Origin of the sequence: Micromonospora sp. NPDC049171 (assembly GCF_040648275.1) — a bacterium.
Taxonomy (GTDB): Bacteria; Actinomycetota; Actinomycetes; order Mycobacteriales; family Micromonosporaceae; genus Micromonospora.
In genome coordinates this window covers 1-25,194 of the sequence record NZ_JBEZDJ010000035.1, presented here as the reverse complement: position 1 = coordinate 25,194, position 25,194 = coordinate 1, and the positions used below count along the sequence as shown (strand labels likewise).

At 69.8% G+C, this 25,194-nt stretch carries 22 protein-coding genes and 1 pseudogene; 22 read left to right on the top strand and 1 reads right to left on the bottom strand.

Annotation, left to right across the window (positions count from 1 at the left end):
- Positions 1-29 precede the first annotated feature (29 nt).
- Positions 30-401 carry a hypothetical protein gene (locus AB0B14_RS32445; protein WP_357068651.1) on the bottom strand — a complete coding sequence of 124 codons (372 nt, stop codon included), beginning with the start codon at positions 399-401 and terminating at the stop codon, positions 30-32.
- 142 nt (positions 402-543) lie between these two features.
- On the opposite strand from AB0B14_RS32445, the gene AB0B14_RS32440 reads away from it, so the two are divergent.
- From AB0B14_RS32440 to AB0B14_RS32335, 22 genes and pseudogenes are all read left to right on the top strand, one after another.
- Positions 544-1,392 (top strand): helix-turn-helix transcriptional regulator, encoded by an 849-nt coding sequence (locus AB0B14_RS32440; protein WP_357525875.1) that lies wholly within the window; start codon positions 544-546, stop codon positions 1,390-1,392.
- A gap of 7 nt (positions 1,393-1,399) precedes the next feature.
- On the top strand, positions 1,400-1,606 hold the full coding sequence (locus tag AB0B14_RS32435) for a DUF397 domain-containing protein (protein ID WP_357525873.1): 207 nt from the start codon (positions 1,400-1,402) through the stop codon (positions 1,604-1,606).
- A 209-nt stretch (positions 1,607-1,815) separates the two neighbouring features.
- The gene (gene mqnC / locus AB0B14_RS32430; protein WP_357068645.1) at positions 1,816-3,006 is read left to right on the top strand and encodes a cyclic dehypoxanthinyl futalosine synthase; all 1,191 of its coding nucleotides are present in this window, start codon (positions 1,816-1,818) and stop codon (positions 3,004-3,006) included.
- 423 nt (positions 3,007-3,429) lie between these two features.
- The gene (locus tag AB0B14_RS32425) at positions 3,430-4,722 is read left to right on the top strand and encodes an LPXTG cell wall anchor domain-containing protein (RefSeq protein ID WP_357525872.1); all 1,293 of its coding nucleotides are present in this window, start codon (positions 3,430-3,432) and stop codon (positions 4,720-4,722) included.
- 125 nt (positions 4,723-4,847) lie between these two features.
- On the top strand, positions 4,848-5,558 hold the full coding sequence (locus tag AB0B14_RS32420; RefSeq protein ID WP_357068641.1) for a demethylmenaquinone methyltransferase: 711 nt from the start codon (positions 4,848-4,850) through the stop codon (positions 5,556-5,558).
- Between the two features lie 79 nt (positions 5,559-5,637).
- Positions 5,638-5,862, top strand: a complete 225-nt coding sequence (locus AB0B14_RS32415) for a hypothetical protein (protein ID WP_357068639.1) — start codon at positions 5,638-5,640, stop codon at positions 5,860-5,862.
- 139 nt (positions 5,863-6,001) lie between these two features.
- Positions 6,002-7,279 carry a geranylgeranyl reductase family protein gene (locus tag AB0B14_RS32410; protein WP_357068637.1) on the top strand — a complete coding sequence of 426 codons (1,278 nt, stop codon included), beginning with the start codon at positions 6,002-6,004 and terminating at the stop codon, positions 7,277-7,279.
- 135 nt (positions 7,280-7,414) lie between these two features.
- The gene (locus tag AB0B14_RS32405; protein ID WP_110565037.1) at positions 7,415-7,780 is read left to right on the top strand and encodes an NADH-quinone oxidoreductase subunit A; all 366 of its coding nucleotides are present in this window, start codon (positions 7,415-7,417) and stop codon (positions 7,778-7,780) included.
- A gap of 14 nt (positions 7,781-7,794) precedes the next feature.
- Positions 7,795-8,472: an NADH-quinone oxidoreductase subunit B gene (locus tag AB0B14_RS32400; RefSeq protein WP_030486262.1), complete on the top strand. Its 678-nt coding sequence runs from the start codon at positions 7,795-7,797 to the stop codon at positions 8,470-8,472.
- The gene (locus AB0B14_RS32395; RefSeq protein WP_357525870.1) at positions 8,469-9,206 is read left to right on the top strand and encodes an NADH-quinone oxidoreductase subunit C; all 738 of its coding nucleotides are present in this window, start codon (positions 8,469-8,471) and stop codon (positions 9,204-9,206) included. Before AB0B14_RS32400 ends, AB0B14_RS32395 begins: the two co-directional genes overlap by 4 nt.
- Positions 9,207-9,243: 37 nt before the next feature.
- A complete protein-coding gene (locus tag AB0B14_RS32390) occupies positions 9,244-10,569 on the top strand; it encodes an NADH-quinone oxidoreductase subunit D (protein ID WP_357068632.1) in 1,326 nt (441 codons plus the stop codon).
- Positions 10,566-11,330, top strand: a pseudogene (gene nuoE, locus AB0B14_RS32385) (NADH-quinone oxidoreductase subunit NuoE); the annotation flags it as partial. The gene AB0B14_RS32390 and the pseudogene nuoE, both read left to right, overlap by 4 nt.
- 401 nt (positions 11,331-11,731) lie before the next feature.
- Entirely contained in the window at positions 11,732-13,048 is a 1,317-nt protein-coding gene (gene nuoF / locus AB0B14_RS32380) for an NADH-quinone oxidoreductase subunit NuoF (protein WP_357068630.1), read from the top strand.
- Complete coding sequence (locus AB0B14_RS32375; RefSeq protein ID WP_357525868.1) at positions 13,048-15,555, top strand: NADH-quinone oxidoreductase subunit G; 2,508 nt, start codon at positions 13,048-13,050, stop codon at positions 15,553-15,555. The genes nuoF and AB0B14_RS32375 overlap by 1 nt, the downstream gene beginning before the upstream one ends.
- Positions 15,556-15,673: 118 nt before the next feature.
- Positions 15,674-17,026 (top strand): NADH-quinone oxidoreductase subunit NuoH, encoded by a 1,353-nt coding sequence (nuoH, locus tag AB0B14_RS32370; protein WP_357068626.1) that lies wholly within the window; start codon positions 15,674-15,676, stop codon positions 17,024-17,026.
- 1 nt (position 17,027) lies between these two features.
- Positions 17,028-17,669 (top strand): NADH-quinone oxidoreductase subunit NuoI, encoded by a 642-nt coding sequence (nuoI, locus tag AB0B14_RS32365; protein ID WP_357068624.1) that lies wholly within the window; start codon positions 17,028-17,030, stop codon positions 17,667-17,669.
- Positions 17,666-18,436, top strand: a complete 771-nt coding sequence (locus tag AB0B14_RS32360; protein ID WP_357068622.1) for an NADH-quinone oxidoreductase subunit J — start codon at positions 17,666-17,668, stop codon at positions 18,434-18,436. The genes nuoI and AB0B14_RS32360 overlap by 4 nt, the downstream gene beginning before the upstream one ends.
- Entirely contained in the window at positions 18,436-18,753 is a 318-nt protein-coding gene (gene nuoK, locus AB0B14_RS32355; RefSeq protein WP_357068620.1) for an NADH-quinone oxidoreductase subunit NuoK, read from the top strand. The genes AB0B14_RS32360 and nuoK overlap by 1 nt, the downstream gene beginning before the upstream one ends.
- A 12-nt stretch (positions 18,754-18,765) precedes the next feature.
- The gene (nuoL, locus tag AB0B14_RS32350; protein WP_357068618.1) at positions 18,766-20,691 is read left to right on the top strand and encodes an NADH-quinone oxidoreductase subunit L; all 1,926 of its coding nucleotides are present in this window, start codon (positions 18,766-18,768) and stop codon (positions 20,689-20,691) included.
- A gap of 64 nt (positions 20,692-20,755) precedes the next feature.
- The gene (locus tag AB0B14_RS32345; RefSeq protein ID WP_357068616.1) at positions 20,756-22,288 is read left to right on the top strand and encodes an NADH-quinone oxidoreductase subunit M; all 1,533 of its coding nucleotides are present in this window, start codon (positions 20,756-20,758) and stop codon (positions 22,286-22,288) included.
- Positions 22,285-23,838, top strand: a complete 1,554-nt coding sequence (nuoN, locus tag AB0B14_RS32340) for an NADH-quinone oxidoreductase subunit NuoN (protein WP_357068614.1) — start codon at positions 22,285-22,287, stop codon at positions 23,836-23,838. The genes AB0B14_RS32345 and nuoN overlap by 4 nt, the downstream gene beginning before the upstream one ends.
- Before the next feature lie 90 nt (positions 23,839-23,928).
- Positions 23,929-25,014, top strand: coding sequence for a polyprenyl synthetase family protein (locus AB0B14_RS32335; RefSeq protein ID WP_357068612.1), 1,086 nt, complete (start codon positions 23,929-23,931; stop codon positions 25,012-25,014).
- Positions 25,015-25,194 lie beyond the last annotated feature (180 nt).

The window sequence follows — 25,194 nt, the reverse complement described above, 5'->3', positions numbered from 1 at the left end:
AGGTGCGCGGGAGCTGAGTCAGCCCGACGTCAGTCGTTGGGGCGGACGTGGGCGGTCCAGTAGGTCAGGTCGGAGCGGTGCTCGACCAGGGCTACCCGTTCGCCGCACGCCTCCTCGATCAGCTTGACCGCCTCGTCGAGGTGGGCTGGGTAATGGTCCCAGTCGGTGTCGCGGAAGAGTTGCAGGCCGACCTCGCCCCGGTCGTCGCCGAGCGCCACGGCGGCTTCGGGCGGTACCAGCACCACTGTGTATCGGCTCGCCTCTCGCTCCGCCTCCGATGGTGTCGGCTCTTCGGCGCGCCCGCGCCGCCGAAAGTGGGCGATCACTGACGGGATCGGCCCGGGTGAATCGGCGGGATCGTACGGTCGCAGCCAGGTGGGCTGTTGGGTCCAGATGGGCATCGCAACCTCCTGCTGCGGGGAACGAGACTCAGCAATGTTGCTTGCGATGGTTGCGGGTTACTGAGATCAAGTCAATACTCAACGCGACGAGTCCATGCCGTCAGCGTGACGGTGCGACGCGAGTCGACGCGGAGGACCAACGATGCCCAAGGCCAGTCAACCCACAGTCGTCGGTCGTGGACTCGGCGGCGAGCTACGCGACCTGCGGGAGTCGCGCAAACTGCCGCTGCGTCGGGTGGCTATCCGGCTGGGCTGGCAACCGTCCAAATTATCCCGGATGGAGACCGGCATCCAGGGCATCCTGGCCGCGGATGTCGCCTCGCTGCTGGTGATCTACGGCATCACGGGGGACGAGCGGAAGCGGCTGCTCGGGATGGCCGAGCGGTCGGCCGAGACCGGGTGGTGGGAGGCGATCGGTGGGCTGTCCGACGAGTCCCGGACACTGATCCGGCTGGAGGCCGAGGCGACCAGCGTCGTGAACTGGCAGCCGCTGCTGGTGCCCGGCCTGTTGCAGATCCCGGATTACACCCAGGCGGTGATGGTCGGCTGCGGAGTGCCGGCGGACGAGGCGGAGGGGCGTGTTGCCGCCCGGCTGGGTCGGCAGGCGATCCTGAGCCGGGCCACGCCGCCGACGCTGCACGCGCTGCTCGACGAGATGGTGTTGCGCCGGGTGCTCGGTGGCCACCGCGTCATGGCCCGGCAGCTTCGGCACCTGATCGAGGCCGCGGAGCGGCCGAACGTGACGTTGCAGGTGGTGCCGCTGGAAGTGGGTGGGCACACCGGGCTGGACGGGTCGTTCGCGCTGTTCGACTTTCCCCGCAACCGGTCCGTGGTCTATCTGGACCACAAGCTGGCCGGGCTGTTCCTGGAGGAGGCGCCGCAGGTGGCGCACTTCCGACGGGAGGCCGATAGGCTGGCCGAGGTGGCGCTGAGCCCCGTCGATTCGGTGGAGTTCGTTGCGCGGGTCGCAACGGAGCACGAGCGAGAGTGAGCCCCCGATGATCACTGCGGAGCTGTCCGGCGCGATCTGGCGCAAGTCCAGCCGCAGCGGCTCGAACGCCGACTGCGTCGAGGTCGCCGAGCTGTCCCACGTGATCGCCGTCCGCGACTCGAAGGACCCGGCCGGCCCGGTGCTGGCCTTTGACCGGGCGGGTTGGTCCCGTTTCGTTGGGGCGGTGCCGGGTTCGGGGCGCCAGTCTCGGTGAGCGGGGCGCAACCGCCTCGCCCGCGCCAGTCTCGGTGAGCGGGGCGGAACCGCCTCGCCCGCGCCGATCTTGCACTTTCAGTGGCCTGTGTGCGTGGAATGCCTCTTATGCGGCGACAGAAAGTGCAAGATCGCGGAAACGGTGCGGCGAAATCACAGCCTTGAACCACCCCTCAAGGCAACGCGCGTGACCGGCGTACGCTCGGGGACGTGACGGTGAGCCGGGAGATCGACGACATCCTGCAGCGGGGCGCGGACGGCGGGCGGATCACGCCCGAGGAGGCACTGCTGCTCTACACCGAGGCACCCTTCCACGCGTTGGGTGAGGCGGCGGACGCGGTGCGTCGGCGGCGCTACCCGGACAACGTCGTCACGTACCTGATCGACCGCAACATCAACTACACGAACGTCTGTGTGACGGCGTGCAAGTTCTGCGCGTTCTACCGGGCGCCCAAGCACGCGGAAGGGTGGACCCACCCGACCGAGGAGATCCTGCGCCGCTGCGGCGAGGCGGTCGAGCTGGGCGCCACCCAGGTGATGCTCCAGGGTGGCCACCACCCGGACTACGGCGTCGAGTACTACGAGGAGCTCTTCTCCTCGGTCAAGCAGGCGTACCCGCAACTGGTCATCCACTCGATCGGCCCCAGCGAGATCCTGCACATGGCGAAGGTCTCCGGGGTGAGCCTGGACGAGGCCATCGCCCGGATCAAGATCGCCGGTCTGGACTCGATCGCGGGCGCCGGCGCGGAGATGCTGCCGGAGCGGCCGCGGAAGGCCATCGCGCCCCTCAAGGAGTCGGGCGAGCGCTGGCTGGAGGTCATGGAGCTGGCGCACCGGCAGGGCATCGAGTCGACCGCCACCATGATGATGGGCACCGGCGAGACGCACGCCGAGCGGATCGAGCACCTGCGCATGATCCGGGACGTGCAGGACCGCACCCGCGGGTTCCGGTCCTTCATTCCGTGGACGTACCAGCCGGAGAACAACCACCTCAAGGGCCGCACCCAGGCGACCACGCTGGAATACCTGCGCCTCGTCGCGGTGGCCCGGCTCTTCTTCGAGACCGTGCCGCACCTGCAGGCGTCCTGGCTGACGACCGGCAAGGATGTCGGGCAGCTCTCGCTGCACATGGGCGTGGACGACCTCGGCTCGATCATGCTGGAGGAGAACGTGATCTCCTCGGCCGGTGCGCGGCACCGCTCCAACCTGCACGAGCTGATCGGCATGATCCGCTCGGCGGACCGGATTCCCGCGCAGCGGGACACCCTCTACAACCGGCTCGCCGTGCACCACACGCCGGCCGACGACCCGACCGACGAGCGGGTGGTCTCGCACTTCTCCTCGATCGCGCTCCCCGGCGGTGGCGCGGGCCGTTCGCTGCCACTCGTCGACGTCAGCTGACGCGGCTCGACGCCCGGCCGTTCGGCTGATCGAGGCTCATGCTCCCGCCGGCCGACCCCGGCGGTACGGGTGGTCCCGTGCGCCGCGGCGTCAGGCTGTCCGCTTCGGGGTGGTGGAGATGATTGGCGGCGGCTAGCGTCCCGGCTCATATCCGTCATCACCGGCGACCGGTGTTTCAGCGCGATCGTGCTGGTGGCGGGTGGTCTGATGGTCGTTCGTGGGCTGTCCTCCATCGGCCCGTTGCGGGTCGTTCATATAACGCACGGCGGTACGGGCGGGATGGGTGACCATCCCGCCCGTACCGTCTGCCCACCCCGGGCCGGACGGATGAAAAGGGTCCCGCATGCTGGCGTGCGTGATCGACCTTCGATAGCGTCCGCTCGTTCCGCAACCATTCTTGCTTTCCCTACCCCCGGGGGATCGATGACAGCGTTCCACCGCTCGGCTCTGGCCCGCGCCGGCGTTGTGGCCCTGCTCGCGGCCGGTGGCCTGGCCACCGTGGCCGCCCCGGCGCAGGCCGCCGACCAGGCCGATCTGGCTCTGACGCCGCTCAGCTTCGAGCTGGCCAAGGGCGTCAAGGCGGCCAAGGCCAAGCCGTTCAAGTTCCTGGTCGACAACACCCGGAGCACGGTCGCCGCCAAGGGCGTCAGCTACACCGTGGACACCAGCAGGTTGCTGAAGAGCGTGGTCGGGGTCGTCGTGCCCAAGGGCTGCCAGGTGAAGGGCAAGACGTTCACCTGCCCGCTCGGCGACGTGCCGGCCGGCACCAGCGAGGACTTCGGTATTCCGCTGTTCTCCACGGGTGCGCGCGGCGAGGCCGGCACGCTGGTGGTCACCATCACCTCGGCCACCGCCGACCCCAAGAAGAAGGACAACAGGGTCGAGCACGACATCATCGTCGGCAAGCGCGGCTACGACCTGACCAGCTGGGTGCAGGACGTCTACGCGAACGTCGTGGTGAACGGCGTCCAGGGCGACGACCCCAACCTCCGGCCGGTCAAGCGCGGCGAGACGGTGCCGCTGGACTGGGCGGTCTACAACGACGGCAGCCGCAAGGCCACCGGCCTGTCCTACGTGCTCACGCTCCCGGCCGGGGTCACCTTCGCCACGCTTCCGGACACCTGCGTGTCGCAGACCTTCGCCAACGTCGCCCAGGCGCTCTGTCAGGACGACGGCGCGGTGATCAAGCCCGGTGAGTACTACACGGCGGACGTCAAGGTGACCGTCGGCGCGAACGTCACCGAGCCGGTGCTGCGGGTCGGCGAGCTCGTCGCGCAGGGTCTCGACGCCGCGACGGGTCAGGCCGAGGAGCAGCCCGAGGTGGCGACCAGCGCCCAGCGGAAGGCCTTCACCGAGGTCGACGAGAGTGACAACCAGGCGATCTTCGATGTCTTCGTCGACCTGAGTGCCCAGCCGACCCCGAGCCCCACCGTCACCCCGACGCCCACGGCCACGGCCACGCCGACCCCCGGCGGGACGGCCACCCCGACGCCGGGCGGCACGCCCACCCCGGGCGGTACGACGACGCCGGGCACGACCACGTCGCCGGCTGCCGGTGGCTCCGGTGGTGGTGGCCTGCCGGTCACCGGTGTGCAGGTCGGCCTGATCGGCGGCATCGGTGGTCTCATCCTGCTGGTGGGCGGTGCGCTGCTGGTGCTCTCCCGTCGGCGCAAGGTCGTCCTGGTCGCCCCGAGCGACGAGAAGTCGACCGACTGACAGGTGAGACGCTGACGAGGCGTTCGCGACAACCGGTACGACGTGCGGGCGGGGTGGGTCACCACCCCGCCCGTTCGCGTCACCCCATGAGTGCCGGTTTGCGGGCGGCTGGCAGAGTGGAGGGGGTGAGCCGTTCCCCGCAGGGCCAGCGCGCCAGTCTGGACAAGCAGCCGCACGAGGTCGCCGCGATGTTCGATGGCGTGGCGGAGCGCTACGACCTGACCAACACCGTGATCTCCTTCGGCCAGGACCGGTCGTGGCGTCGGGCCACTCGGTCGGCGCTCGGGCTGCGGCCGGGCGAGCGGGTGCTGGACGTGGGCGCGGGCACCGGCATCTCGACCCGGGAGTTGGCGCAGTCCGGGGCGTACGCGGTGGGGGCTGACCTGTCGCTGGGCATGCTGTACGCCGGCAAGCGGGTCCGTCCCGAGGTGCCGCTGCTGGCCGGCGACGCGTTGCGGTTGCCGTTCGCCGACGCCAGCTTCGACGCGGTGACCATCTCCTTCGCGCTGCGCAACGTCAGCGACACCGACGCGGCCCTGCGGGAGTTGGCGCGGGTGACCCGGCCGGGTGGGCGGCTGGTGGTGTGCGAGTTCAGCACCCCGGTCAACCCGGTCTTCCGGACGGTCTACCTGTCGTACCTGATGCGGTCGCTGCCGGTGGTCGCCCGCTCGGTGTCGAGCAACCCCGACGCGTACGTCTACCTCGCCGAGTCGGTTCGGGCCTGGCCGGCGCAGGAGGCGCTGGCCGGACGGGTCGCCGCGGCCGGGTGGGGCCGGGTGGCGTGGCGCAACCTGACAGGCGGCGTGGTGGCCCTGCACCGGGGGATCCGCGAGTAGTCGGAGCGACCGACGCGGACATTGTTCAGGTTTCGCGAATATCGGTCTTTAGTCCACTTTGCGCCGTACGCTCGTTCGCATGACCGGAGTAGAGCCGGCGGACCCGGTGGCCGCCACCGACGACGACGCGGCCGAACTCATCGCCCAGTTGCGCGCGTTGGCCGGAGCCGATCCGGTGGAGGTCCGGCAGGTGGTCGCCGAGGTGTTGGCGGCGCTGGACCGGGCGGCGGGCGGGGCGCTCCGGGAGCATCTGCCGGAGACCATCCGGGTCGATGCGGGCCTGGACGCACCCAGCCCGGCCTGACACTCGGCCGCTGTGGACGATCATCGGCTGTCACATCGGCGAGTTAGGTACCCCTGATCCTGCGCAGGTATGACGCCGGTCATACACTCGTCCCGTCTGGCTTGTGAAGCATTTCACGAGCGTGCGGGAGGAGGCGCGAATGACCGCGGTGGAACACGACGCCGACGTCATTGTCGTGGGCGCCGGTCCCGGTGGGTCAGCGACCGCGTACCACCTGGCCCGGCACGGCGTACGGGTGCTGTTGTTGGAGAAGACCGAGTTCCCCCGGGAGAAGGTCTGCGGCGACGGGTTGACCCCGCGCGCGGTGCGCCAGCTCATCCGGATGGGTGTGGACACCTCGCCCGAGGCCGGCTGGCTGCACAACCGGGGCCTGCGGGTCATCGGCGGCGGGGTCCGCCTGGAGCTGGACTGGCCCGAGCTGGCCAGCTTCCCCAACTACGGTCTGGTCCGCACGCGGCTGGACTTCGACGACCTGCTCGCGCAGCGGGCGGTGGCCGCCGGTGCCAAACTGCGCACCAACGTCAACGTGTTGGGCCCGGTGCTCGACGGTGACGGCCGGGTCACCGGCGTCGAGGCGGAGGTCGGCCCGGGTAAGGAGCCGACCACCTTCCACGCCCCGCTCGTCGTCGCGGCCGACGGGGTCTCCGGCCGGTTCCCGCTCGCGCTCGGGCTGGCCAAGCGGGAGGACCGGCCGATCGGCGTGGCCGTCCGCCGCTACTACCGCTCGCCGGCCAAGCACGAGGACAACTACCTGGAGTCCTGGCTGGAGCTGCGCAGCAAGGACAGCGGCGACAACCTGCTGCCCGGGTACGGCTGGATCTTCGGCCTCGGTGACGGGCGGGTCAACGTCGGCCTCGGCGTGCTCAACTCGTCCTCGGCGTTCGGCAAGACCAACTACCGCCGGCTGCTCACCGACTGGCTCGCCAACACCCCGGAAGACTGGGGGATGACCGACGAGACCAACGCCGACGGTCCGATCCTCGGCGCCGCGCTGCCGATGGGCTTCAACCGGGTGCCGCACTACACCCGGGGTGTGCTGCTGGTCGGCGACTCGGGTGGCATGGTCAACCCGTTCAACGGTGAGGGCATCGCGTACGCGATGGAGTCCGGTGAGCTGGCCGCGGAGGTCGCGGTCCAGGCGCTCGCCCGGCCCGCCGGCCCGGAACGCGAGCGCGCGCTGCTGGCGTACCCGAACGAGCTGAAGGCCCGGCTCGGCGGCTACTACCGGTTGGGCGGCATCTTCGTGAAACTGATCGGCCGCCCCGAGATCATGCGGATCGCCACCAAACACGGCATGCCGCATCCGACGCTGATGCGTTTCGTGCTCAAGTTGTTGGCCAACCTGACCGACCCACGCGGTGGGGATGCGATGGACCGGGTCATCAACGCGATGACGAAGGCCGCGCCAGCTGTCTGAGTAGGACGGCATCGGTGCTGGTCACGGCCCCGACGCTGACAAAGATCGACCCCCGCCGACTGCCACTGCGAGGGACGTGAATAGTGTGATTTTCGTCAAGCACCGAGGGCAGGGAAGGACGAGCAGGAGAAAACGATGTCGCTCTCGCCTTACGCACCGATCATCGGGCTGTTCGCCCTCGCCGCGGCGTTCTCGCTGTTTTCCGTCGGCGCCGCCCGCTTCGCCGGGCCCCGTCGCTACAACAAGGCCAAACTCGAGGCTTACGAGTGCGGCATCGAGCCCAGCCCGCAGCCGGTCGGCGGCGGCCGGTTCCCGATCAAGTTCTACCTGACGGCGATGCTCTTCATCGTCTTCGACATCGAGATCATCTTCCTCTACCCCTGGGCGGTCACGTTCGACGCTCTGCCGATCTTCGGCTTCGTGGAGATGGTCCTGTTCATCGTCGCGGTCTTCGTTGCGTACGCCTACGTGTGGCGGCGCGGCGGCCTGGACTGGGACTGAGGAAGGAACGTCAGATGGGCATCGAGGAGAAGCTTCCCGCCGGCGTCCTGCTCACCTCGGTGGAGAAGCTGGTCAACTGGTCCCGGAAGTCGTCCGTGTGGGGCGCGACCTTCGGCCTGGCCTGCTGCGCCATCGAGATGATGGCCGCCGGTGGTCCGCACTACGACATGGGCCGCTGGGGCATGGAGGTCTTCCGGGCGTCCCCCCGGCAGGCGGACCTGATGATCGTGGCCGGCCGGGTCAGCCAGAAGATGGCTCCGGTGCTGCGCCAGATCTACGACCAGATGGCCGAGCCCCGCTGGGTGCTCTCCATGGGCGTCTGCGCCAGCAGCGGCGGCATGTTCAACAACTACGCGATCGTGCAGGGCGTCGACCACGTCGTGCCGGTCGACATGTACCTGCCCGGCTGCCCGCCCCGGCCGGAGATGCTCATCGACGCGATCCTCAAGCTCCGCGAGAAGATCATGTATGAGCCGCTGGGTCCGAACGGCCGCAAGATGCTGGCTGCCCGTCAGGAGCGCGGCGACGTTCCGGTGGTGCCCTACGGCTCCATGCCCTCGTCGTACCGCAGCGACAAGGCCCGGCGTGCCGAGTGGACCCGGGCGGTCCGCGAGGGCCGCGAGGAGCAGCTGCGCATCGAGAACTGGATGAACGCTCAGAACCACCTCCACCCGCAGGCAGGCCCCAAATGACGTCACCCACGGACAAGCCCAACGACGGCGGCGTACCGCTGCCGGTGGTGCCAGCCGGCGCCACCAGTGGTGCCCCCGCCGAGTTGCCGCCGTCCAGCCCGGCCGGGCGCGGGATGTTCGGCAACCACGGCACCGGCGACGTGTCCGGCTACGGCGGCCTGGTCCGCCAGCGCCAACCCATCGAGGAGGCGCCCCGACCGTACGGGGGCTACTTCGACGAGGTCCGCGACGCGCTGGAGGAGGCGTACCCGGCCTTCGGTGACGCGATCGAGAAGGTCGTGGTCGACCGGGGCGAGCTGACCCTGCACGTCCGGCCGGAGCGGATCGCCGAGGTCTGCCAGGTGCTGCGCGACGACCTGGCGCTGCGGTTCGAGCTGTGCTCCTCGGTGTCCGGCGTGGACTACCTGGGTGCCGACGAGCGCCGGCTGCACGTGGTCTACCTGCTCACCTCGATGACGTACCGGCGGCGGATCCGGCTGGAGGCCGCGGTCGCCGTGGCGGCCCCGCACCTGCCCAGCGTGACGGCCGTCTACCCGACCGCCGACTGGCAGGAGCGGGAGGCGTACGACATGTTCGGCATCGTCTTCGACGGTCACCCCAACCTGACCCGGATCCTCATGCCGGACGACTGGGAGGGCCACCCGCAGCGCAAGGACTACCCGCTCGGCGGTGTCCCCGTCGAGTACAAGGGCGCGGAGATCCAGCCGCCGAACGAGCGGAGGTCGTACCAGTGAGCGCGAGGAGTGCAGTCGCGATCGGAGGGCGGGCGCTGTGACGACGTCGAACTACGCCAGCGAGCGCGAGACCGAAGAGGGCCGGGTCTTCACCGTCACCGGTGGGGACTGGGACACCATCGTCTCGGGCACCGACCCGATCAACGACGAGCGGATCGTCGTCAACATGGGTCCGCAGCACCCGTCCACGCACGGGGTGTTGCGGCTGATCCTGGAGCTGGAGGGCGAGACGGTCCGCGAGGCCCGGTCCGTCATCGGCTACCTGCACACCGGCATCGAGAAGAACCTCGAATACCGCAACTGGGTCCAGGGCTCGACGTTCGTGACCCGGATGGACTACCTCGCCCCGATCTTCAACGAGACGGCGTACGCCCTCGCCGTCGAGAAGCTGCTCGGCATCACCGACGACATCACCGAGCGGGCCACCACCATCCGCGTGCTGATGATGGAGCTCAACCGGATCTCGTCGCACCTGGTCTGGCTGGCCACCACCGGCATGGAGCTGGGCGCGATCTCGATCATGCTGTACGGCTTCCGCGAGCGGGAGTACATCCTCGACATCTTCGAGACCATCACCGGCCTGCGGATGAACCACGCGTACGTGCGGCCGGGCGGTGTGGCACAGGACGTGCCGGACGACGCCATCGTCAAGATCCGCGAGTTCCTCAAGATGATGCCGAAGAAGCTCAAGGAGTACGAGGACCTGCTCTCCGGTCAGCCGATCTGGACCGAGCGGACGAAGAACGTCGCGGTGCTGGACGTCACCGGCTGTGTGGCGCTCGGCATCACCGGGCCGGTGCTGCGTTCCGCCGGCCTCGCCTGGGACCTGCGCAAGACCATGCCGTACTGCGGTTACGAGAACTACGAGTTCGACGTGCCGACCCACCCCGACGGTGACGTGTGGGGCCGCTACCAGGTCCGGCTCGCCGAGATCCGGGAGTCGATGAAGCTCGTCGAGCAGGCCCTGGACCGGCTTCGTCCGGGCCCGGTGATGGTCGCCGACCGCAAGATCGCCTGGCCGGCGCAGCTCGCCATCGGCGTGGACGGCATGGGCAACTCGCTGGAGCACGTCGCGAAGATCATGGGTCAGTCGATGGAGTCGCTGATCCACCACTTCAAGCTGGTGACCGAGGGCTTCCGGGTGCCGCCCGGCCAGGTGTACGTCGCCATCGAGGCGCCCCGCGGCGAGTTGGGCGTGCACGCGGTCTCCGACGGTGGCACCCGTCCGTACCGGGTGCACTACCGGGAGCCGAGCTTCGTCAACCTCCAGGCTCTCCCGGCGATGGCCGAGGGTGGCCTGATCGCCGACGTGATCGCCGGCGGCGCCTCTCTGGACCCGGTGATGGGTGGGTGTGACCGATGACGACGACTTTCACTGACGAGACCCGGGATCGGGCGCGCGAGATCATCGCCCGTTACCCGGCGGACCGGTCCCGCTCGGCGTTGCTGCCGCTGCTGCACCTGGTGCAGGCCGAGGAGGGGTACGTGTCCCCGGCCGGGGTCGCGTTCTGCGCCGAGGTGCTGGGGCTGAACAAGGCCCAGGTCGGCGCGGTGGCCACCTTCTACACGATGTACAAGCGCAAGCCGACTGGTGACTTCCTGGTCAGCGTCTGCACCAACACCATGTGCAACGTGCTCGGTGGCCAGGAGGTCTACGACACCCTGTCCGAGCACCTGGGCGTCGGGCACGACGAGACGACCGGCGACGGCACCATCACGCTGGAGCACGCCGAGTGCCTGGCGGCGTGCGACTACGGCCCGGTGATGACAGTCAACTACGACTTCTTCGACGGCGTGGACCCGTCGACGGCGGTCGGTGTGGTCGACGAGCTGCGCGCGGGCGGGCGGCCGATGCCGACCCGGGGCGCCCGGCTCTGCACGCTCAAGGAGATGGCGGTGCAGCTCGCCGGTTTCGCCGACGAGCGCGACGGCGCGGTCGCCGACGGCGACCCGGGTGAGCCGACCCTGCGCGGGCTGCGGCTGGCCCAGCAGCACGGCGTCTCGGTGCCGGGCTTCGACCCGAACACCCCGATCCGGAGCAAGGCGGAGGCGGACAAGGCCGCCGCCGAGGCGAAGGCGAAGGCGGAGGCCGCCAAGCCGGCGCCCGTCGAGGCCAGCGCGGCCCCGGTCAAGGGTGGCGACGGGGCGTCCGCCCCGACGCCCGGCAACGCCGGTGCCGGCGAGCCGGCTCCCGCCGCCGCCGCGAGCGGCAGCACCACGCGGGACGTCAAGGCACCGGACGACAAGTCGCCGGAGGTGCGCGCCGCCGAGACCCGGCAGCCGGACGCGGGCACGGCGGTGCCGGACGCGCCGGGGACCAAGGTCCCGACGGACGGCACCGCGCCCGAGCCGCGCGACGCGCGGTCGGCCGAGGCCGCCGGCGTGGCGGCCAACGCGCCGGCCGGCGACGGCAAGCCCGCCGGCGACGAGGCCGGGGCGCAGGAGCGCAACCTCACCGAAGCGAAGGCTGGTACGGACGCCGACGGCGCCGGTCCGGCGGACGCGAACGAAACGGGGGCCCAGAAGTGACCACTCCCCGCCCGGAGACCGTGGCCAAGCTGACGCCGGTGCTGACCAAGCGCTGGCTGTCGCCGGACGCCTGGCGCATCGGCACGTACGAGCAGCTCGACGGCTACGCCGCCCTGCGCAAGGCACTGAAGGCCCACCCGGACGACCTGATCCAGCTGATCAAGGACTCCGGGCTGCGGGGTCGGGGTGGCGCGGGCTTCCCGACCGGTCTCAAGTGGGGCTTCATCCCGCAGGGTGACGGCAAGCCGCACTACCTGGTGGTCAACGCCGACGAGGGTGAGCCGGGCACCTGCAAGGACCTGCCGCTGATGACCCACGACCCGCACGCGCTGGTCGAGGGCGTGATCATCGCGTCGTACGCGATCCGGGCCAGCCGCGCCTACATCTACATCCGGGGCGAGGCGGTGCACGCCGCGCGTCGGCTGCGCAACGCCGTCCAGGAGGCGTACGACAAGGGCTACCTGGGTCGGAACATCCTGCGCAGCGGCTACGACCTGGAGCTGGTGGTGCACTCCGGCGCCGGGGCGTACATCTGCGGCGAGGAGACGGCATTGCTGGACTCGCTGGAGGGGTTCCGGGGTCAGCCTCGGCTGCGCCCGCCGTTCCCGGCCACCCACGGCCTGTACGCGAGCCCGACGGTGGTCAACAACGTCGGCACCATCGCCAGCGTCCCGCCGATCGTGCTCGGTGGCGCCGACTGGTGGAAGAGCATGGGCACCGAGAAGTCCTCCGGGCCGATGATCTACTCGCTGTCCGGTCGGATCGTCAACCCGGGCCAGTACGAGTGCTCGATGGGTGTCACGCTGCGCGAGCTGCTGGAGCTGGCCGGTGGGATGCAGCCCGGTCACAACCTGCGGTTCTGGACCCCGGGCGGCTCGTCGACCCCGCTGCTCGCCGCCGAGCACCTGGACGTGCCTCTGGACTTCGAGGGGGTGGCGGCGGCCGGCTCGATCCTCGGCACCACGGCCACCCAGATCTTCTCCGACCAGGACTGCCCGGTCTACGCGACGTACCGGTGGTTGGAGTTCTACCACCACGAGTCGTGCGGCAAGTGCACCCCGTGCCGCGAGGGCAACTACTGGATGGTCCGGGTCTACCGGCGGATCCTCGCCGGCCAGGGCACCCACGAGGACCTGGACACCCTGCTGGACACCTGCGACAACATCCTGGGCCGCTCGTTCTGCGGCCTCGGTGACGGCGCGACCAGCTCGGTGACCTCCTCGCTGCAGTACTTCAAGCAGGACTACCTCGACTACATCGAGGGTCGGACCGCACCCAAGCTGTCGGAGAAGACCCTGGTAGGGGCGCACTGATGACCGACGTAGCCAAGCAGACCGAGACCGTCACGCTCACCATCGACGGCGTCGAGGTCACCGCCCCCAAGGGGACGCTGCTGATCCGGGCCGCCGAGCAGATGGGCACCGAGATCCCCAGGTTCTGCGACCACCCGCTGCTGGCCCCGGCCGGCGCGTGCCGGCAGTGCCTGGTCGAGGTGGAGGGCCAGCGCAAGCCGGTGGCCTCCTGCACCCAGACCGTCGCCGACGGCATGGTGGTCCGCACCCAGCTCACCTCGCCGGTCGCCAAGAAGGCGCAGGAGGGGGTGATGGAGCTGCTGCTGCTCAACCACCCACTGGACTGCCCGATGTGTGACAAGGGCGGCGAGTGCCCCCTGCAGAACCAGGCGATGTCCACCGGCCGCACCGACTCGCGCTTCCACGAGCACAAGCGGGAGTACGAGAAGCCGATGGCGATCAGCAGCCAGGTGCTGCTGGACCGCGAGCGCTGCGTGCTCTGCCAGCGGTGCACCCGGTTCTCCGAGGAGATCGCCGGCGACAAGTTCATCGACCTGATGGGCCGGTCGTCCGCCGAGGAGATCAACATCTACCGGGACGACGCGTACGGCGAGGAGGGCGACGCCGGCGACGTGCCGTTCAACTCCTACTTCTCCGGCAACACCGTGCAGATCTGCCCGGTGGGTGCGCTGACCGGTGCCCAGTACCGCTTCCGGGCCCGCCCGTTCGACCTGGTCTCCAGCCCGAGCGTCTGCGAGCACTGCTCGGCCGGCTGCGGGCAGCGCACCGACTGGCGACGCGGCAAGGTGCTGCGCCGGTTGGCCGGTGACGAGCCGCAGGTCAACGAGGAGTGGAACTGCGACAAGGGCCGGTGGGGCTTCCAGTACACCCGGGCCACCGACCGGTTGACCACTCCGTTGGTGCGCGACGAGCGCACCGGTGAGCTGCGCGAGGCGTCCTGGAGCGAGGCGCTGACCGTGGCCGCCGAGGGGCTGCACGCCGCTCGGGAGGGCGGGCAGGGCACGGCGGTGCTCACCGGCGGTCGGCTGACCGTCGAGGACGCGTACGCGTACGCGAAGTTCGCCCGGGTCGCACTGAACACCAACGACATCGACTTCCGGGCCCGGCCGGTCTCCCGCGAGGAGGCCGACTTCCTGGCCAGCTCGGTCGCCGGGGTCACCGACGTCACCTACACCGACGTGGAGAACGCGCCGGCGGTGGTGCTTGTCGGCCTGGAGCCGGAGGAGGAGTGCCCGATCCTCTTCCTGCGGCTGCGCAAGGCGTACCTGAAGAAGACCCTGACGGTGTACGCGCTGGCGCCGTTCGCCACCCGCGGCCTGGAGAAGCTCGGTGCCAAGCTGGCCCGGGTCGTGCCGGGTGAGGAGGCCAGCGTGCTCGCCGAGCACGCCACGGTCGCCGAGGCGCTGAGCGCACCGGGCGCGATCCTGATCGTCGGCGAGCGGTTGGCGAGTGTGCCGGGCGGGCTCTCCGCCGCGGCGGACGTGGCCCGGCGTACCGGCGCGAAGCTGGCCTGGGTGCCGCGGCGCGCGGGTGACCGCGGCGCGGTCGACGCGGGCTGCCTGCCCAACCTGCTCCCCGGTGGCCGGCTGGTCACCGAGCCGGCCGCGCGGGCCGAGCTGGGTGAGGCGTGGGACATCCCGGCCGGGGTGATCCCGAGCCAGGCCGGTCGGGACACCGACGGCATCCTGACCGCCGCTGCCAACGGGCAGCTCGGCGCGCTTGTCGTCGGCGGTGTCGACCCGGCCGACCTGGCCGACCCGCGACTGGCCGAGTCCGCCCTGGACGCGGTGCCGTTCCTGGTCAGCCTGGAGCTGCGCCCCACCGCGGTGACCCGGCGGGCGAACGTGGTGCTGCCGATCGCCCCGGTGGCCGAGAAGGCCGGCAGCTTCCTGGACTGGGAGGGTCGGCTGCGCCCGTTCGAGGCGGTGCTGACCACCGCCGCGATGACCGACGGCCGGGTGCTCGACGCGCTGGCCGCGCTGCTCGACGTGCGGCTCGGCACCGCGGATGTGCCGAGCGTGCGGCGCGAGCTGGGCGGGTTGCCGGCGACGCGTACGACTCGGCCGTCCACGCCGTCGGTGGCGCCGGGCCGGGTGCCGCACCCGGGCGCCGGGGAGGCCGTGTTGGCGACCTGGCACCAGCTGGTGGACCTCGGCAGCCTGACCGAGGGTGACGAGAACCTGGCCGGCACCGCTCGCCCGCCGGTGGTCCGGCTGGGCAAGGGCACCGCCGACGCACTCGGTGTCGCCGACGGCGACGCGGTCACGGTCGGCACCGACCGGGGGGCGCTGACCCTGCCGGCCGAGCTGACCGAAATGCCGGACGGCGTCGTCTGGCTGCCGACCAACTCACCCGGTTCGACCGTGCGACGCAGCCTCGGGGCGACGTCCGGCGCGGTCGTCCGGATCTCCGTCCCCGCGGCGAGCCCGGCCATCCCGGCCGGGCGTGCGGCGGCCGACGAGACCGGTCTCCCGGGTCCGCTCCTTGGTTCCGGGGGTAACAAGTGAGCGCGAGGAGTGAACGAGCGCACGCGAGGGAGACCCTCCGCGAGCGCGAGGAGCGAGCGCAGCGAGCCCCGCAGTCGCGAGCAGTCAGTCTCGCAGTCGCGAACGAAAGGTGGGCACGGTGACTTCGTCAATCCTGGCCCAGGATCCGACGCTTGCCGACTTCGGTCGGGATCCGTGGTGGCTGGTTCTCGGCAAGATTGTCTTCGCGTTCGCCTTCGGTCTGCTGGCCACCCTGCTCGGCGTCTGGTTCGAGCGGCGTGTGGTCGGCTACATGCAGGTGCGGCCCGGCCCCAACCAGGTCGGCCCGTTCGGTCTGCTGCAGACCCTCGCCGACGGCCTGAAGATGGCCTTCAAGGAGGACATCCTGCCGAAGGCGGCCGACAAGGTCGTCTACTTCTTCGCACCGACCATCTCGGTGATCTGCGCGGTCACCGCCCTGTCGGTGGTGCCGTTCGGCCCGATGGTGAGCATCTTCGGCCACCACACGCCGTTGCAGGTCACCGACGTGCCGGTGGCGGTGCTGCTGCTGCTGGCCTGCTCCTCGATGGGCGTCTACGGCATCGTGCTGGGTGGTTGGGCCTCCGGCTCGACGTACCCGCTCCTCGGTGGGCTGCGGTCCAGCGCCCAGATGATCTCCTACGAGGTCGCCATGGGCCTGAGCATCGTGGCGGTCTTCATGACCGCCGGCACGATGAGCACCAGCGGGATCGTCGCCGCTCAGGGCGACGCCACCCGGCTGACCATCTTCGGCACCGAGATCCCGGCACCCGGCTGGTACGCGATCCTGCTGCTGCCCAGCTTCGTCATCTTCTTCATCGCCACCGTGGGTGAGACCAACCGGGCGCCGTTCGACCTGCCCGAGGCCGAGTCCGAGCTGGTCGCGGGCTTCATGACGGAATACAGCTCGCTGAAGTTCGCGCTCTTCATGCTCAGCGAGTACGTCGCCATGGTGACCATGTCCGCGGTCACCACCACGCTGTTCCTCGGCGGTTGGCGCGCACCGTGGCCGATCACCCTGTGGGAGGGCGCCAACTCCGGTTGGTGGCCGATGCTCTGGTTCTTCGGCAAGGTGATCGCGCTGGTCTTCGTCTTCGTGTGGCTGCGCGGCACGCTGCCCCGGCTGCGCTATGACCAGTTCATGCGCCTCGGTTGGAAGGTGCTGCTGCCGATCAACCTGGTCTGGATCCTGGTCCTGTCGGGCCTGCGGTCCATCGAGGACTGGGACTCGCGCGGCAAGGTCATCGCCGTCGGTATTCCGGCCGGCATCCTGCTGCTCGTCACGATCTTCTGGCCCAGCCGGAAGCCGAAGACGACGCCGACGACCCAGGAACAGGTCGACAACCGGCCGTACGGGAGCTTCCCGCTGCCGCCGATGGATCTTCAGGTACCACCGAGCCCGCGCATCACGCGCGTGGTCGCCGAGCGGGAGCCGGCCAACATCGTTGCCGGCTCGGACTCCAGGGAGGTGTGACGTGGGCGCGATCACCGGAACGTTCAAGGGATTCGGTGTCACCTTCTCGCACATGTTCAGGAAGGTCGTCACGACCGACTACCCGTTCAAGCCGCCGGTGTCGGCGCCGCGCTACCACGGGCGGCACATCCTCAACCGGCACCCGGACGGCCTGGAGAAGTGCATCGGCTGCGAGCTGTGCGCGTGGGCCTGCCCGGCGGACGCGATCTACGTCGAGGGTGGCGACAACACCGACGAGCAGCGCTTCTCGCCGGGTGAGCGGTACGCCAGCATCTACCAGATCAACTACGCCCGGTGCATCTTCTGTGGGCTGTGCATCGAGGCCTGCCCGACCCGTTCGCTCACCATGAGCAACGAGTACGAGCTGGCCCGGGACAACCGGCAGGACCTGATCTTCACCAAGGAGCAGCTGCTCGCGCCCCTGCTGGAGGGCATGGAGCAGCCGCCGCACCCGATGCGCCTCGGTGACAGCGAGAAGGACTACTACGTCGGCGCGTTGGACAACCCGGGCACCTCCGCCGGTGCGGAGAAGTCCCCGATGGGCCCCGGCCGCTACCAGGTCGAGGAGCACCCCGGCGTGACGTTCCCGGGCGCCGAGCAGGCCGCCCAGCGCGTCGCGACCGGCAAGGGAGAGGGAGCATGACCACGTCTTCGGTGCTCGCCGCCGCCGGTTCGGTCTCCGGCGGCGAGGCGGTCACCTTCTGGATCCTCGCCCCGCTCGCGCTGATCGGCGGGATCGGGATGGTGGCCGCGCGCAACGCCGTGCACTCGGCGCTGTGGCTGGTGCTGACCATGCTCTGCCTGGGCGTGTTCTACGTGCTCCAGGCCGGTCCGTTCATCGGCATGGTGCAGATCATCGTCTACACCGGCGCGATCATGATGCTCTTCCTGTTCGTGCTGATGCTCGTCGGTCGGGACTCCACCGACTCGTTGATCGAGACGCTGCGCGGCCAGCGGGTCGCCGCGATCGTGCTCGGCCTGGGCTTCGCCGGCCTGGTCGGCACCGGTCTCTACCAGGCACTGGACCGGACCACCGCGGTCGGCCTGGAGCAGGCCAACACCGAGGGCAACGTGCAGGGCATCGCCCGGCTGCTGTTCACCAAGTACGTCTTCGCGTTCGAGCTGACCTCGGCACTGCTGATCACCGCGGCGGTCGGTGCCATGGTGCTGGCCCACGTCGAGCGGCGTAAGCAGGACAAGGTCGACCAGGTGTCGACCATGAAGGCGCGCTTCGCCCCGGGCAACTACCCCGGTCCGAAGCCGGGGCCGGGCGTCTTCGCGACCTCCTCCTCGGTGGCCACCCCCGCGCGGTTGCCCGACGGCCGCCTGACCGACCGCAGCACCCCGGCGATCCTTCCGCAGCGTGAGCTGACCGCCGAGGAGACCTCGCTGAAGGGTACGGACAAGTAATGGGATCGTTCTTCTCGGTCGAGCCGACCTACTACCTCGTGCTCGCCGTGGTGCTGTTCACCATCGGCGCCGCCGGGGTGCTGATCCGGCGCAACGCGATCGTGCTGTTCATGTGCGTGGAGCTGATGCTCAACGCGGCCAACCTGACGCTGGTCACCTTCAGCCGGATCAACGGTGACCTCAACGGCCAGATCATGGCGTTCTTCGTGATGGTGGTGGCGGCGGCCGAGGTCGTGGTCGGGCTCGCGATCATCATGTCCATCTTCCGGACGCGACGCTCGGCGAGTGTCGACGACGCCAACCTGCTCAAGTACTAGAGGGGTCCACCGGTGGAAGAGACTGTGGAATACGCCCAGGCCACGGGGCTGCTCGGGGGCGTCTGGCTGCTGGTGGCGATCCCGCTGCTCAGCGCGGCCATCCTGCTGCTGCTCGGCCGCCGGGCCGACCGCTGGGGGCACTGGTTGGGCGTCGCCGCCATCGGCGCCGCGTTCGTGCTCGGCCTGAGCTTCTTCTTCCAGCTGCGTGGCCTGGAGAACAAGTCGGTCGAGCTGAGCCTCTGGGACTTCATCGCGGTCGGTGACCTGCGGGTCGACTTCGGCCTGCTGTTCGACCCGCTGGCCGCGGTCTTCGTACTGCTGATCACCGGGGTGGGTTTCCTGATCCACCTGTACGCGGTGGAGTACATGGCGCACGACGCGGGTCGTCGCCGGTTCTTCGCGTACTTCAACCTGTTCGTCGCGGCGATGCTGCTGCTGGTGCTCGGCAACAACTACGTGATGCTGTACTTCGGCTGGGAGGGCGTCGGTCTGGCGTCGTACCTGCTGATCTCCTTCTGGACCGAGCGGCCGAGCGCGGCCACCGCCGGCAAGAAGGCGTTCCTGATGAACCGGGTCGGCGACGCCGGCCTGGCCATCGGCATCTTCATCATGTTCGCCACCCTGGGCACCACCCAGTACGACGAGGTGTTCAACGGTGTCGGTTCGCTGACCGGCACCACGGTGCTGGTCCTCGGTCTGTTGCTGCTGCTCGGCGCGGCCGGCAAGTCCGGTCAGTTCCCCCTCCAGGCGTGGCTGCCGGACGCGATGGAGGGCCCCACCCCGGTGTCGGCGCTCATCCACGCGGCCACCATGGTCACCGCGGGCGTCTACCTGATCGCCCGCTCCAACCCGGTCTTCTCCGCCAACTCGACGCTGCAACTCGTGGTGGTCAGCGTCGGCGCGCTCACCCTGCTGATGGGCTGCGTCATCGGCGCGGCCAAGGACGACATCAAGCGGGTGCTCGCCTGGTCGACGGTGAGCCAGATCGGCTACATGTTCCTCGGTGTCGGCCTCGGCGGCGGGGCGTACGCGCTGGCCATCGTGCACCTGCTGGCGCACGGGTTCTTCAAGGCCAACATGTTCCTGGGCGCCGGTTCGGTGATGCACGGGATGAAGGACCAGGTCGACATCCGCCGCTTCGGCGGCCTGTCGACGTACATGAAGGTCACCTGGTTGACCTTCATGATGGGCTGGCTGGCCATCATCGGCATGTTCCCGTTCTCCGGCTTCTTCTCCAAGGAGCCGATCATCGTGGCCGCCTTCGAGCGGGAGGACTGGACCGCCTGGCTCTTCGGCGGGGCGGCGCTGCTCGGCGCGGGGCTCACCGCGTTCTACATGACCCGGCTGTTCGTGCTCACCTTCCACGGCCCGAAGCGCTGGACCGAGGACATCGAGCACCCGCACGAGTCGCCGAAGCTGATGACCATTCCGCTGATCCTGCTGGGGGCCGGTTCCGTCGGCGCCGGTTTCCTGCTCTCCACCTCGGTGCCGGACTGGCTGACGGCGACCGCCGGGCTGGGTGGCGAGCACGCGGAGCACGAGGCGGTCCTCTCGCACGCCGTGATCACCACGCTCTCGCTGCTGGTGACGGTGCTCGGCGCGGGGCTGGCCTGGTTCCTGTTCCGGGCCGGCACGGCCACCGCACCGCAGCCGGCCGGGGTCCTGGTCACCGCCGCCCGGCGCAACCTGTACGCGGACGCGGTCAACGAGGCGATCTTCGAGAAGCCGGGCATCTTCCTCACCCGGGCGCTTGTCTACCTCGACAACCGGGGCATCGACGGGCTGGTCAACGGGCTCGCCGCCGCGGTCGGCGGTGGCTCGGGTCGGCTCCGGCGGATGCAGACCGGCTTCGTCCGCTCGTACGCCACCTCGATCCTCGCCGGTGCGCTGCTGGTGATGGCGGCGTTCCTGGCGGTGCAGGCGGGGTGGTTGGCGTGATCGACCGCAATACGCCCGCCCCCGCCGGCGGACCACGCATCCACGACGGAGGTAAGGCCGCATAATGTCCAACTTCCCGTTCCTCTCGGTGCTCACCGTGGCGCCACTGGTGGGCGCCCTGGTGGTGGCCTTCCTGCCGCGCCATCGGCCGGAGCTGGCCAAGCAGGTGGCGTTCGTCTGGTCGCTGCTGGTGCTGGTGCTCTCGGTGGTGATGTGGGTCAGCTTCAAGGCCGGCGGTGACCGGTTCCAGTTCCGCGAGTCGTACTCGTGGATCCCGGACTGGGGTGTCAGCTTCACCTTCGCCGCCGACGGCATCGCGCTGGTCATGCTGATGCTGATCGCGGTGCTGGTGCCGCTGGTGATCCTGGCGTCCTGGCACGACGCCGAGTCGTCGAAGCGGTCGGTGCCTGTCTACTTCGCGCTGCTGCTGGTCCTCGAGTGCACGATGATCGGTGTCTTCGCGGCCGCCGACGTCTTCCTGTTCTACGTGTTCTTCGAGGTCATGCTGGTCCCGATGTACTTCCTGATCGGCAGCTACGGCGGCCACCAGCGGCAGTACGCGGCGGTGAAGTTCTTCCTCTACTCGCTCGTCGGCGGTCTGTTCATGCTGGCCGCCGTGATCGGGCTGTGGGTGGTCGGTGGCAAGACCTTCGACTGGCAGGCGCTGTCGCAGGTCGACATCAGCACCGGCACCGAGCGGTGGCTGTTCCTCGGCTTCTTCCTGGCGTTCGCCATCAAGGCGCCGTTCTTCCCGTTCCACACCTGGCTGCCGGACGCCGGTGGCGCGGCCCCGGCGGGCGCGGCGGCGCTGCTGGTCGGTGTGCTGGACAAGGTCGGCACGTTCGGCATCCTGCGCTACTGCCTGCCGCTGTTCCCCGAGGCGTCGAAGTGGTTCGCGCCGTGGGCGCTGGCGCTGGGCGTGATCGGCATCGTCTACGCCGCGCTGCTGGCGGTCGGTCAGAACGACCTCAAGCGGCTGGTGTCGTACACCTCGATCGCGCACTTCGGTTTCATCGGGGTGGGCATCTTCGCCTTCACCACCCAGGCCGGCACCGGCGCGGTGCTCTACATGCTCAACCACGGTCTGGCGACCGGCCTGCTGTTCCTGGTCGTGGGCATGCTGATCTCCCGGCGTGGTTCCGCGCTGATCAGCGACTTCGGTGGGGCGGGCAAGCTGGTCCCGGTGCTCGCCGGGGTGCTCTTCTTCGCCGGTCTCGCGTCGCTCGCGCTGCCCGGTACGGCACCGTTCATCTCCGAGTTCCTGGTGCTGATCGGCACCTTCACGGTGAACAAGCCGGTCGCGATCATCGCCACGCTCGGCATCATCCTGGCCGCCGCGTACGTGCTGTGGATGGTACAGCGCACCACCCAGGGCACCCTCAACCCGACGCTCACCGAGGTCGACGGCATGCGCCGGGACCTCAACCTGCGCGAGAAGGTCGTCGTCGCTCCACTGATCGCACTGATCCTGCTGCTCGGCTTCTTCCCCAAGCCGGTCACTGACGTGATCAACCCGGCCGTCCAGGCGACCATGGACGACATCGGCAGAACCGACCCGGCCCCGTCGGTGGGCACCGTCCAGGAGGCGGCAAAGTGACCGATTTCGAACTGCCGTCGCTCGACTACGCGGCACTCTCCCCGATCCTGATCATGCTGGGCACCGCACTGCTCGGCGTGCTGGTCGAGGCCTTCGTGCCCCGGCGCTCGCGGCACGTGGTGCAGTTGACGCTCGCGCTGGTGGCGGTGCTCGCGGCGTTGACCATGGTGGTGCTCAACGCCGACGAGCGGATGATCACCGCGGGCCAGGCCATCGCGGTGGACGGTCCGACGCTGTTCCTCCAGGGCGCGATCCTGGTGCTGGCCGCGATGGCGCTGCTGCTGATCGGCGACCGCTCGGTCGAGCTGGGCGGGGCGTTCGTCGCCCAGGCCGCGGTGACCGCCGAGTCGGCCGACGACCGGCGGCAGGCCGAGGGGCGCAACGGCCTCACCGAGATCTACCCGCTCACCACGTTCGCCATCGGCGGCATGCTGATTTTCGTGGCGGCGAACGACCTGCTGACCATGTTCATCGCGCTGGAAGTCTTCTCCCTGCCGCTCTACCTGCTCTGCGCGCTGGCCCGTCGCCGTCGCCTGCTGAGCCAGGAGGCGGCGATGAAGTACTTCCTGCTCGGCGCGTACGCCTCCGCCTTCTTCCTGTTCGGCGTGGCCCTGATCTACGGCTTCACCGCCGGCATGCCGGGTCGGGTGGCCGGCGTGGACTTCGCCACCATCAACGCGGCGGTGAGCGAGTCGCCGGCCAGCCAGGTGCTGCTCTTCGCCGGCATGGCGCTGCTCGCCATCGGCCTGCTCTTCAAGGCCGCGGCGGCACCGTTCCACGTCTGGACCCCGGACGTCTACCAGGGTGCGCCGACCCCGGTCACCGGCTTCATGGCGGCCTGCACCAAGGTCGCCGCGTTCGGTGCCCTGCTGCGTGTCTTCCACGTCGCGTTCGCCGACGCCACCTGGGACTTCACCCCGGTCCTCGGCGTGGTGGCGGTGCTGACCATGCTGATCGGCGCCGTGCTCGCGGTCACCCAGACCGACATCAAGCGGCTGCTCGCGTACTCCTCGATCGCCAACGCCGGCTACCTGCTCGTCGGTGTGCTGGCGCCGAGCCGCGAGGGGCTCGCCGGCACGATGTTCTACCTGGTCGCGTACGGCTTCTCGGTGCTTGCCGCGTTCGCGGTGGTGACCCTGGTGCGCGACGCCGACGGGGAGGCCACCCACCTGTCCCGCTGGGCCGGGTTGGGTCGCCGCTCGCCGTTCTTCGCCGCCCTGTTTACCTTCATCCTGCTGGCCTTCGCCGGTATCCCACTGACCAGCGGCTTCATGAGCAAGTTCGCGGTCTTCGGGCCGGCGCTGGAGGGTGGTCAGACCTGGCTGGTGATCGCCGGTGTGCTGACCAGCATGGTGCTGGCGTTCCCGTACCTGCGGGTCGTGGTGATGATGTGGCTCTCCGAGCCGGGCGAGTCCACCCCGACGGTCACGGTGCCCGGTGGGCTCACCTCCGCGGCGCTGATGATCGGTGTGCTGGCGACCCTGGTGCTGGGCATCGCCCCGGCGCCGCTGCTTCGTCTGGCCACTGGAGCTGCCGAATTCGTTCGATGATCGAAGGATCGACTACCGGGGGTTGGCACGTGTTCACGTGTCGGCCCCCGGTGCGTATCCCCGGCCCGGAGCAGGTAGAACGGGTGTGGCATGGTTGATAGCGTGGTGAATCCGGCGGGCGAGCGTTCAGGTTCCTCCGGCTCCGGCGGTCGGCGGGGTCGGGCGAGCACGAGTCAGTTCGGTGCGCTCGGCCTCCACCTCGCCGATCCCCGCGTCGAGGCTTCCGTGCTCGGCGTGCTGGACACGGTCGAGGTCGAGCTGCGGGCCAGTGTGTCCAGTGCCGACCCGTTCGTCAGCGAGGCGGCCCGGCACCTCCTGGAGGCCGGCGGGAAGCGTTTCCGGCCGCTGCTGGTGGCGCTCGGCGCACAGTTCGGTGACCCGGACGCCGCGCAGGTGGTCCCGGCCGCCGTGGTGATGGAGCTCACGCACCTCGCCACCCTCTACCACGACGACGTGATGGACGAGGCCGCCGTGCGCCGGGGTGCGCCCAGCGCCAACTCCCGCTGGACCAACTCGGTCGCGATCCTGGTCGGCGACTACCTCTTCGCCCGGGCGGCGGACATCGCCGCCGATCTGGGCCCCGAGGCGGTCCGGTTGCAGGCACGTACCTTCGCCCGGCTGGTGCACGGTCAGATCGCGGAGACCGTCGGTCCGCGCGCCGACGACGACCCGGTGGCCCACTACCTGCACGTGATCGCCGAGAAGACCGGCTCGCTCATCGCGACGTCGGCCCGGTTCGGCGGGATGTTCGGTGGCGCACCGGCGGAGCACGTCGAGGCCCTCGCCGGGTACGGCGAGACGATCGGTGTCGCCTTCCAGCTCTCCGACGACCTGCTGGACATCGCCTCCGAGTCGGGGCAGTCGGGCAAGACCCCCGGCACGGATCTGCGCGAGGGTGTCCCGACGCTGCCGGTGCTCTACGCGCGCGCGGCGGACGACGCCGACGCGTCCTCGGTGCGTCTGCGGGAGATCCTGGCGACCGGCCCGCTGACCGACGACGCGCTGCACACGGAGGCGTTGGGGCTGCTGCGGGAGAGCCCGGCCCTCAAGCGGGCCCGGGAGACCGTCCGCAGTTACGCCGAGGACGCCCGAGCGCGGCTGGCCCCGCTCCCGCAGAGCCCGTCCCGCCAGGCCCTCGAATCCCTCTGCGACTACATAGCCGACCGCACCGGCTAACCCCGCTGCCCCACGGCCCCCGGCCCTCCCGGCCCCCGGCCCCCGGCCCTCCCGGCCCCCGGCGGTGATCATGAGGTTATTGCCACGACACGCCGGGTGGTTTCTAGGCTTCAGTGCAACTGATCTTGGTTGTGGTGGAGGTGCTGGTGGCGAGGCCGGGTGTGGTGACGTTCGGGCATC

Coding starts and splice junctions, on each gene's coding strand:
- AB0B14_RS32445 (WP_357068651.1), bottom strand. CDS start 401: ATGCCCATCTGGACCCAACAGCCCACCTGGCTGCGACCGTACGATCCC.
- AB0B14_RS32440 (WP_357525875.1), top strand. CDS start 544: ATGCCCAAGGCCAGTCAACCCACAGTCGTCGGTCGTGGACTCGGCGGC.
- AB0B14_RS32435 (WP_357525873.1), top strand. CDS start 1,400: ATGATCACTGCGGAGCTGTCCGGCGCGATCTGGCGCAAGTCCAGCCGC.
- AB0B14_RS32425 (WP_357525872.1), top strand. CDS start 3,430: ATGACAGCGTTCCACCGCTCGGCTCTGGCCCGCGCCGGCGTTGTGGCC.
- AB0B14_RS32415 (WP_357068639.1), top strand. CDS start 5,638: ATGACCGGAGTAGAGCCGGCGGACCCGGTGGCCGCCACCGACGACGAC.
- AB0B14_RS32410 (WP_357068637.1), top strand. CDS start 6,002: ATGACCGCGGTGGAACACGACGCCGACGTCATTGTCGTGGGCGCCGGT.
- AB0B14_RS32405 (WP_110565037.1), top strand. CDS start 7,415: ATGTCGCTCTCGCCTTACGCACCGATCATCGGGCTGTTCGCCCTCGCC.
- AB0B14_RS32400 (WP_030486262.1), top strand. CDS start 7,795: ATGGGCATCGAGGAGAAGCTTCCCGCCGGCGTCCTGCTCACCTCGGTG.
- AB0B14_RS32395 (WP_357525870.1), top strand. CDS start 8,469: ATGACGTCACCCACGGACAAGCCCAACGACGGCGGCGTACCGCTGCCG.
- AB0B14_RS32375 (WP_357525868.1), top strand. CDS start 13,048: ATGACCGACGTAGCCAAGCAGACCGAGACCGTCACGCTCACCATCGAC.
- AB0B14_RS32360 (WP_357068622.1), top strand. CDS start 17,666: ATGACCACGTCTTCGGTGCTCGCCGCCGCCGGTTCGGTCTCCGGCGGC.
- nuoK (WP_357068620.1), top strand. CDS start 18,436: ATGGGATCGTTCTTCTCGGTCGAGCCGACCTACTACCTCGTGCTCGCC.
- AB0B14_RS32345 (WP_357068616.1), top strand. CDS start 20,756: ATGTCCAACTTCCCGTTCCTCTCGGTGCTCACCGTGGCGCCACTGGTG.
- AB0B14_RS32335 (WP_357068612.1), top strand. CDS start 23,929: ATGGTTGATAGCGTGGTGAATCCGGCGGGCGAGCGTTCAGGTTCCTCC.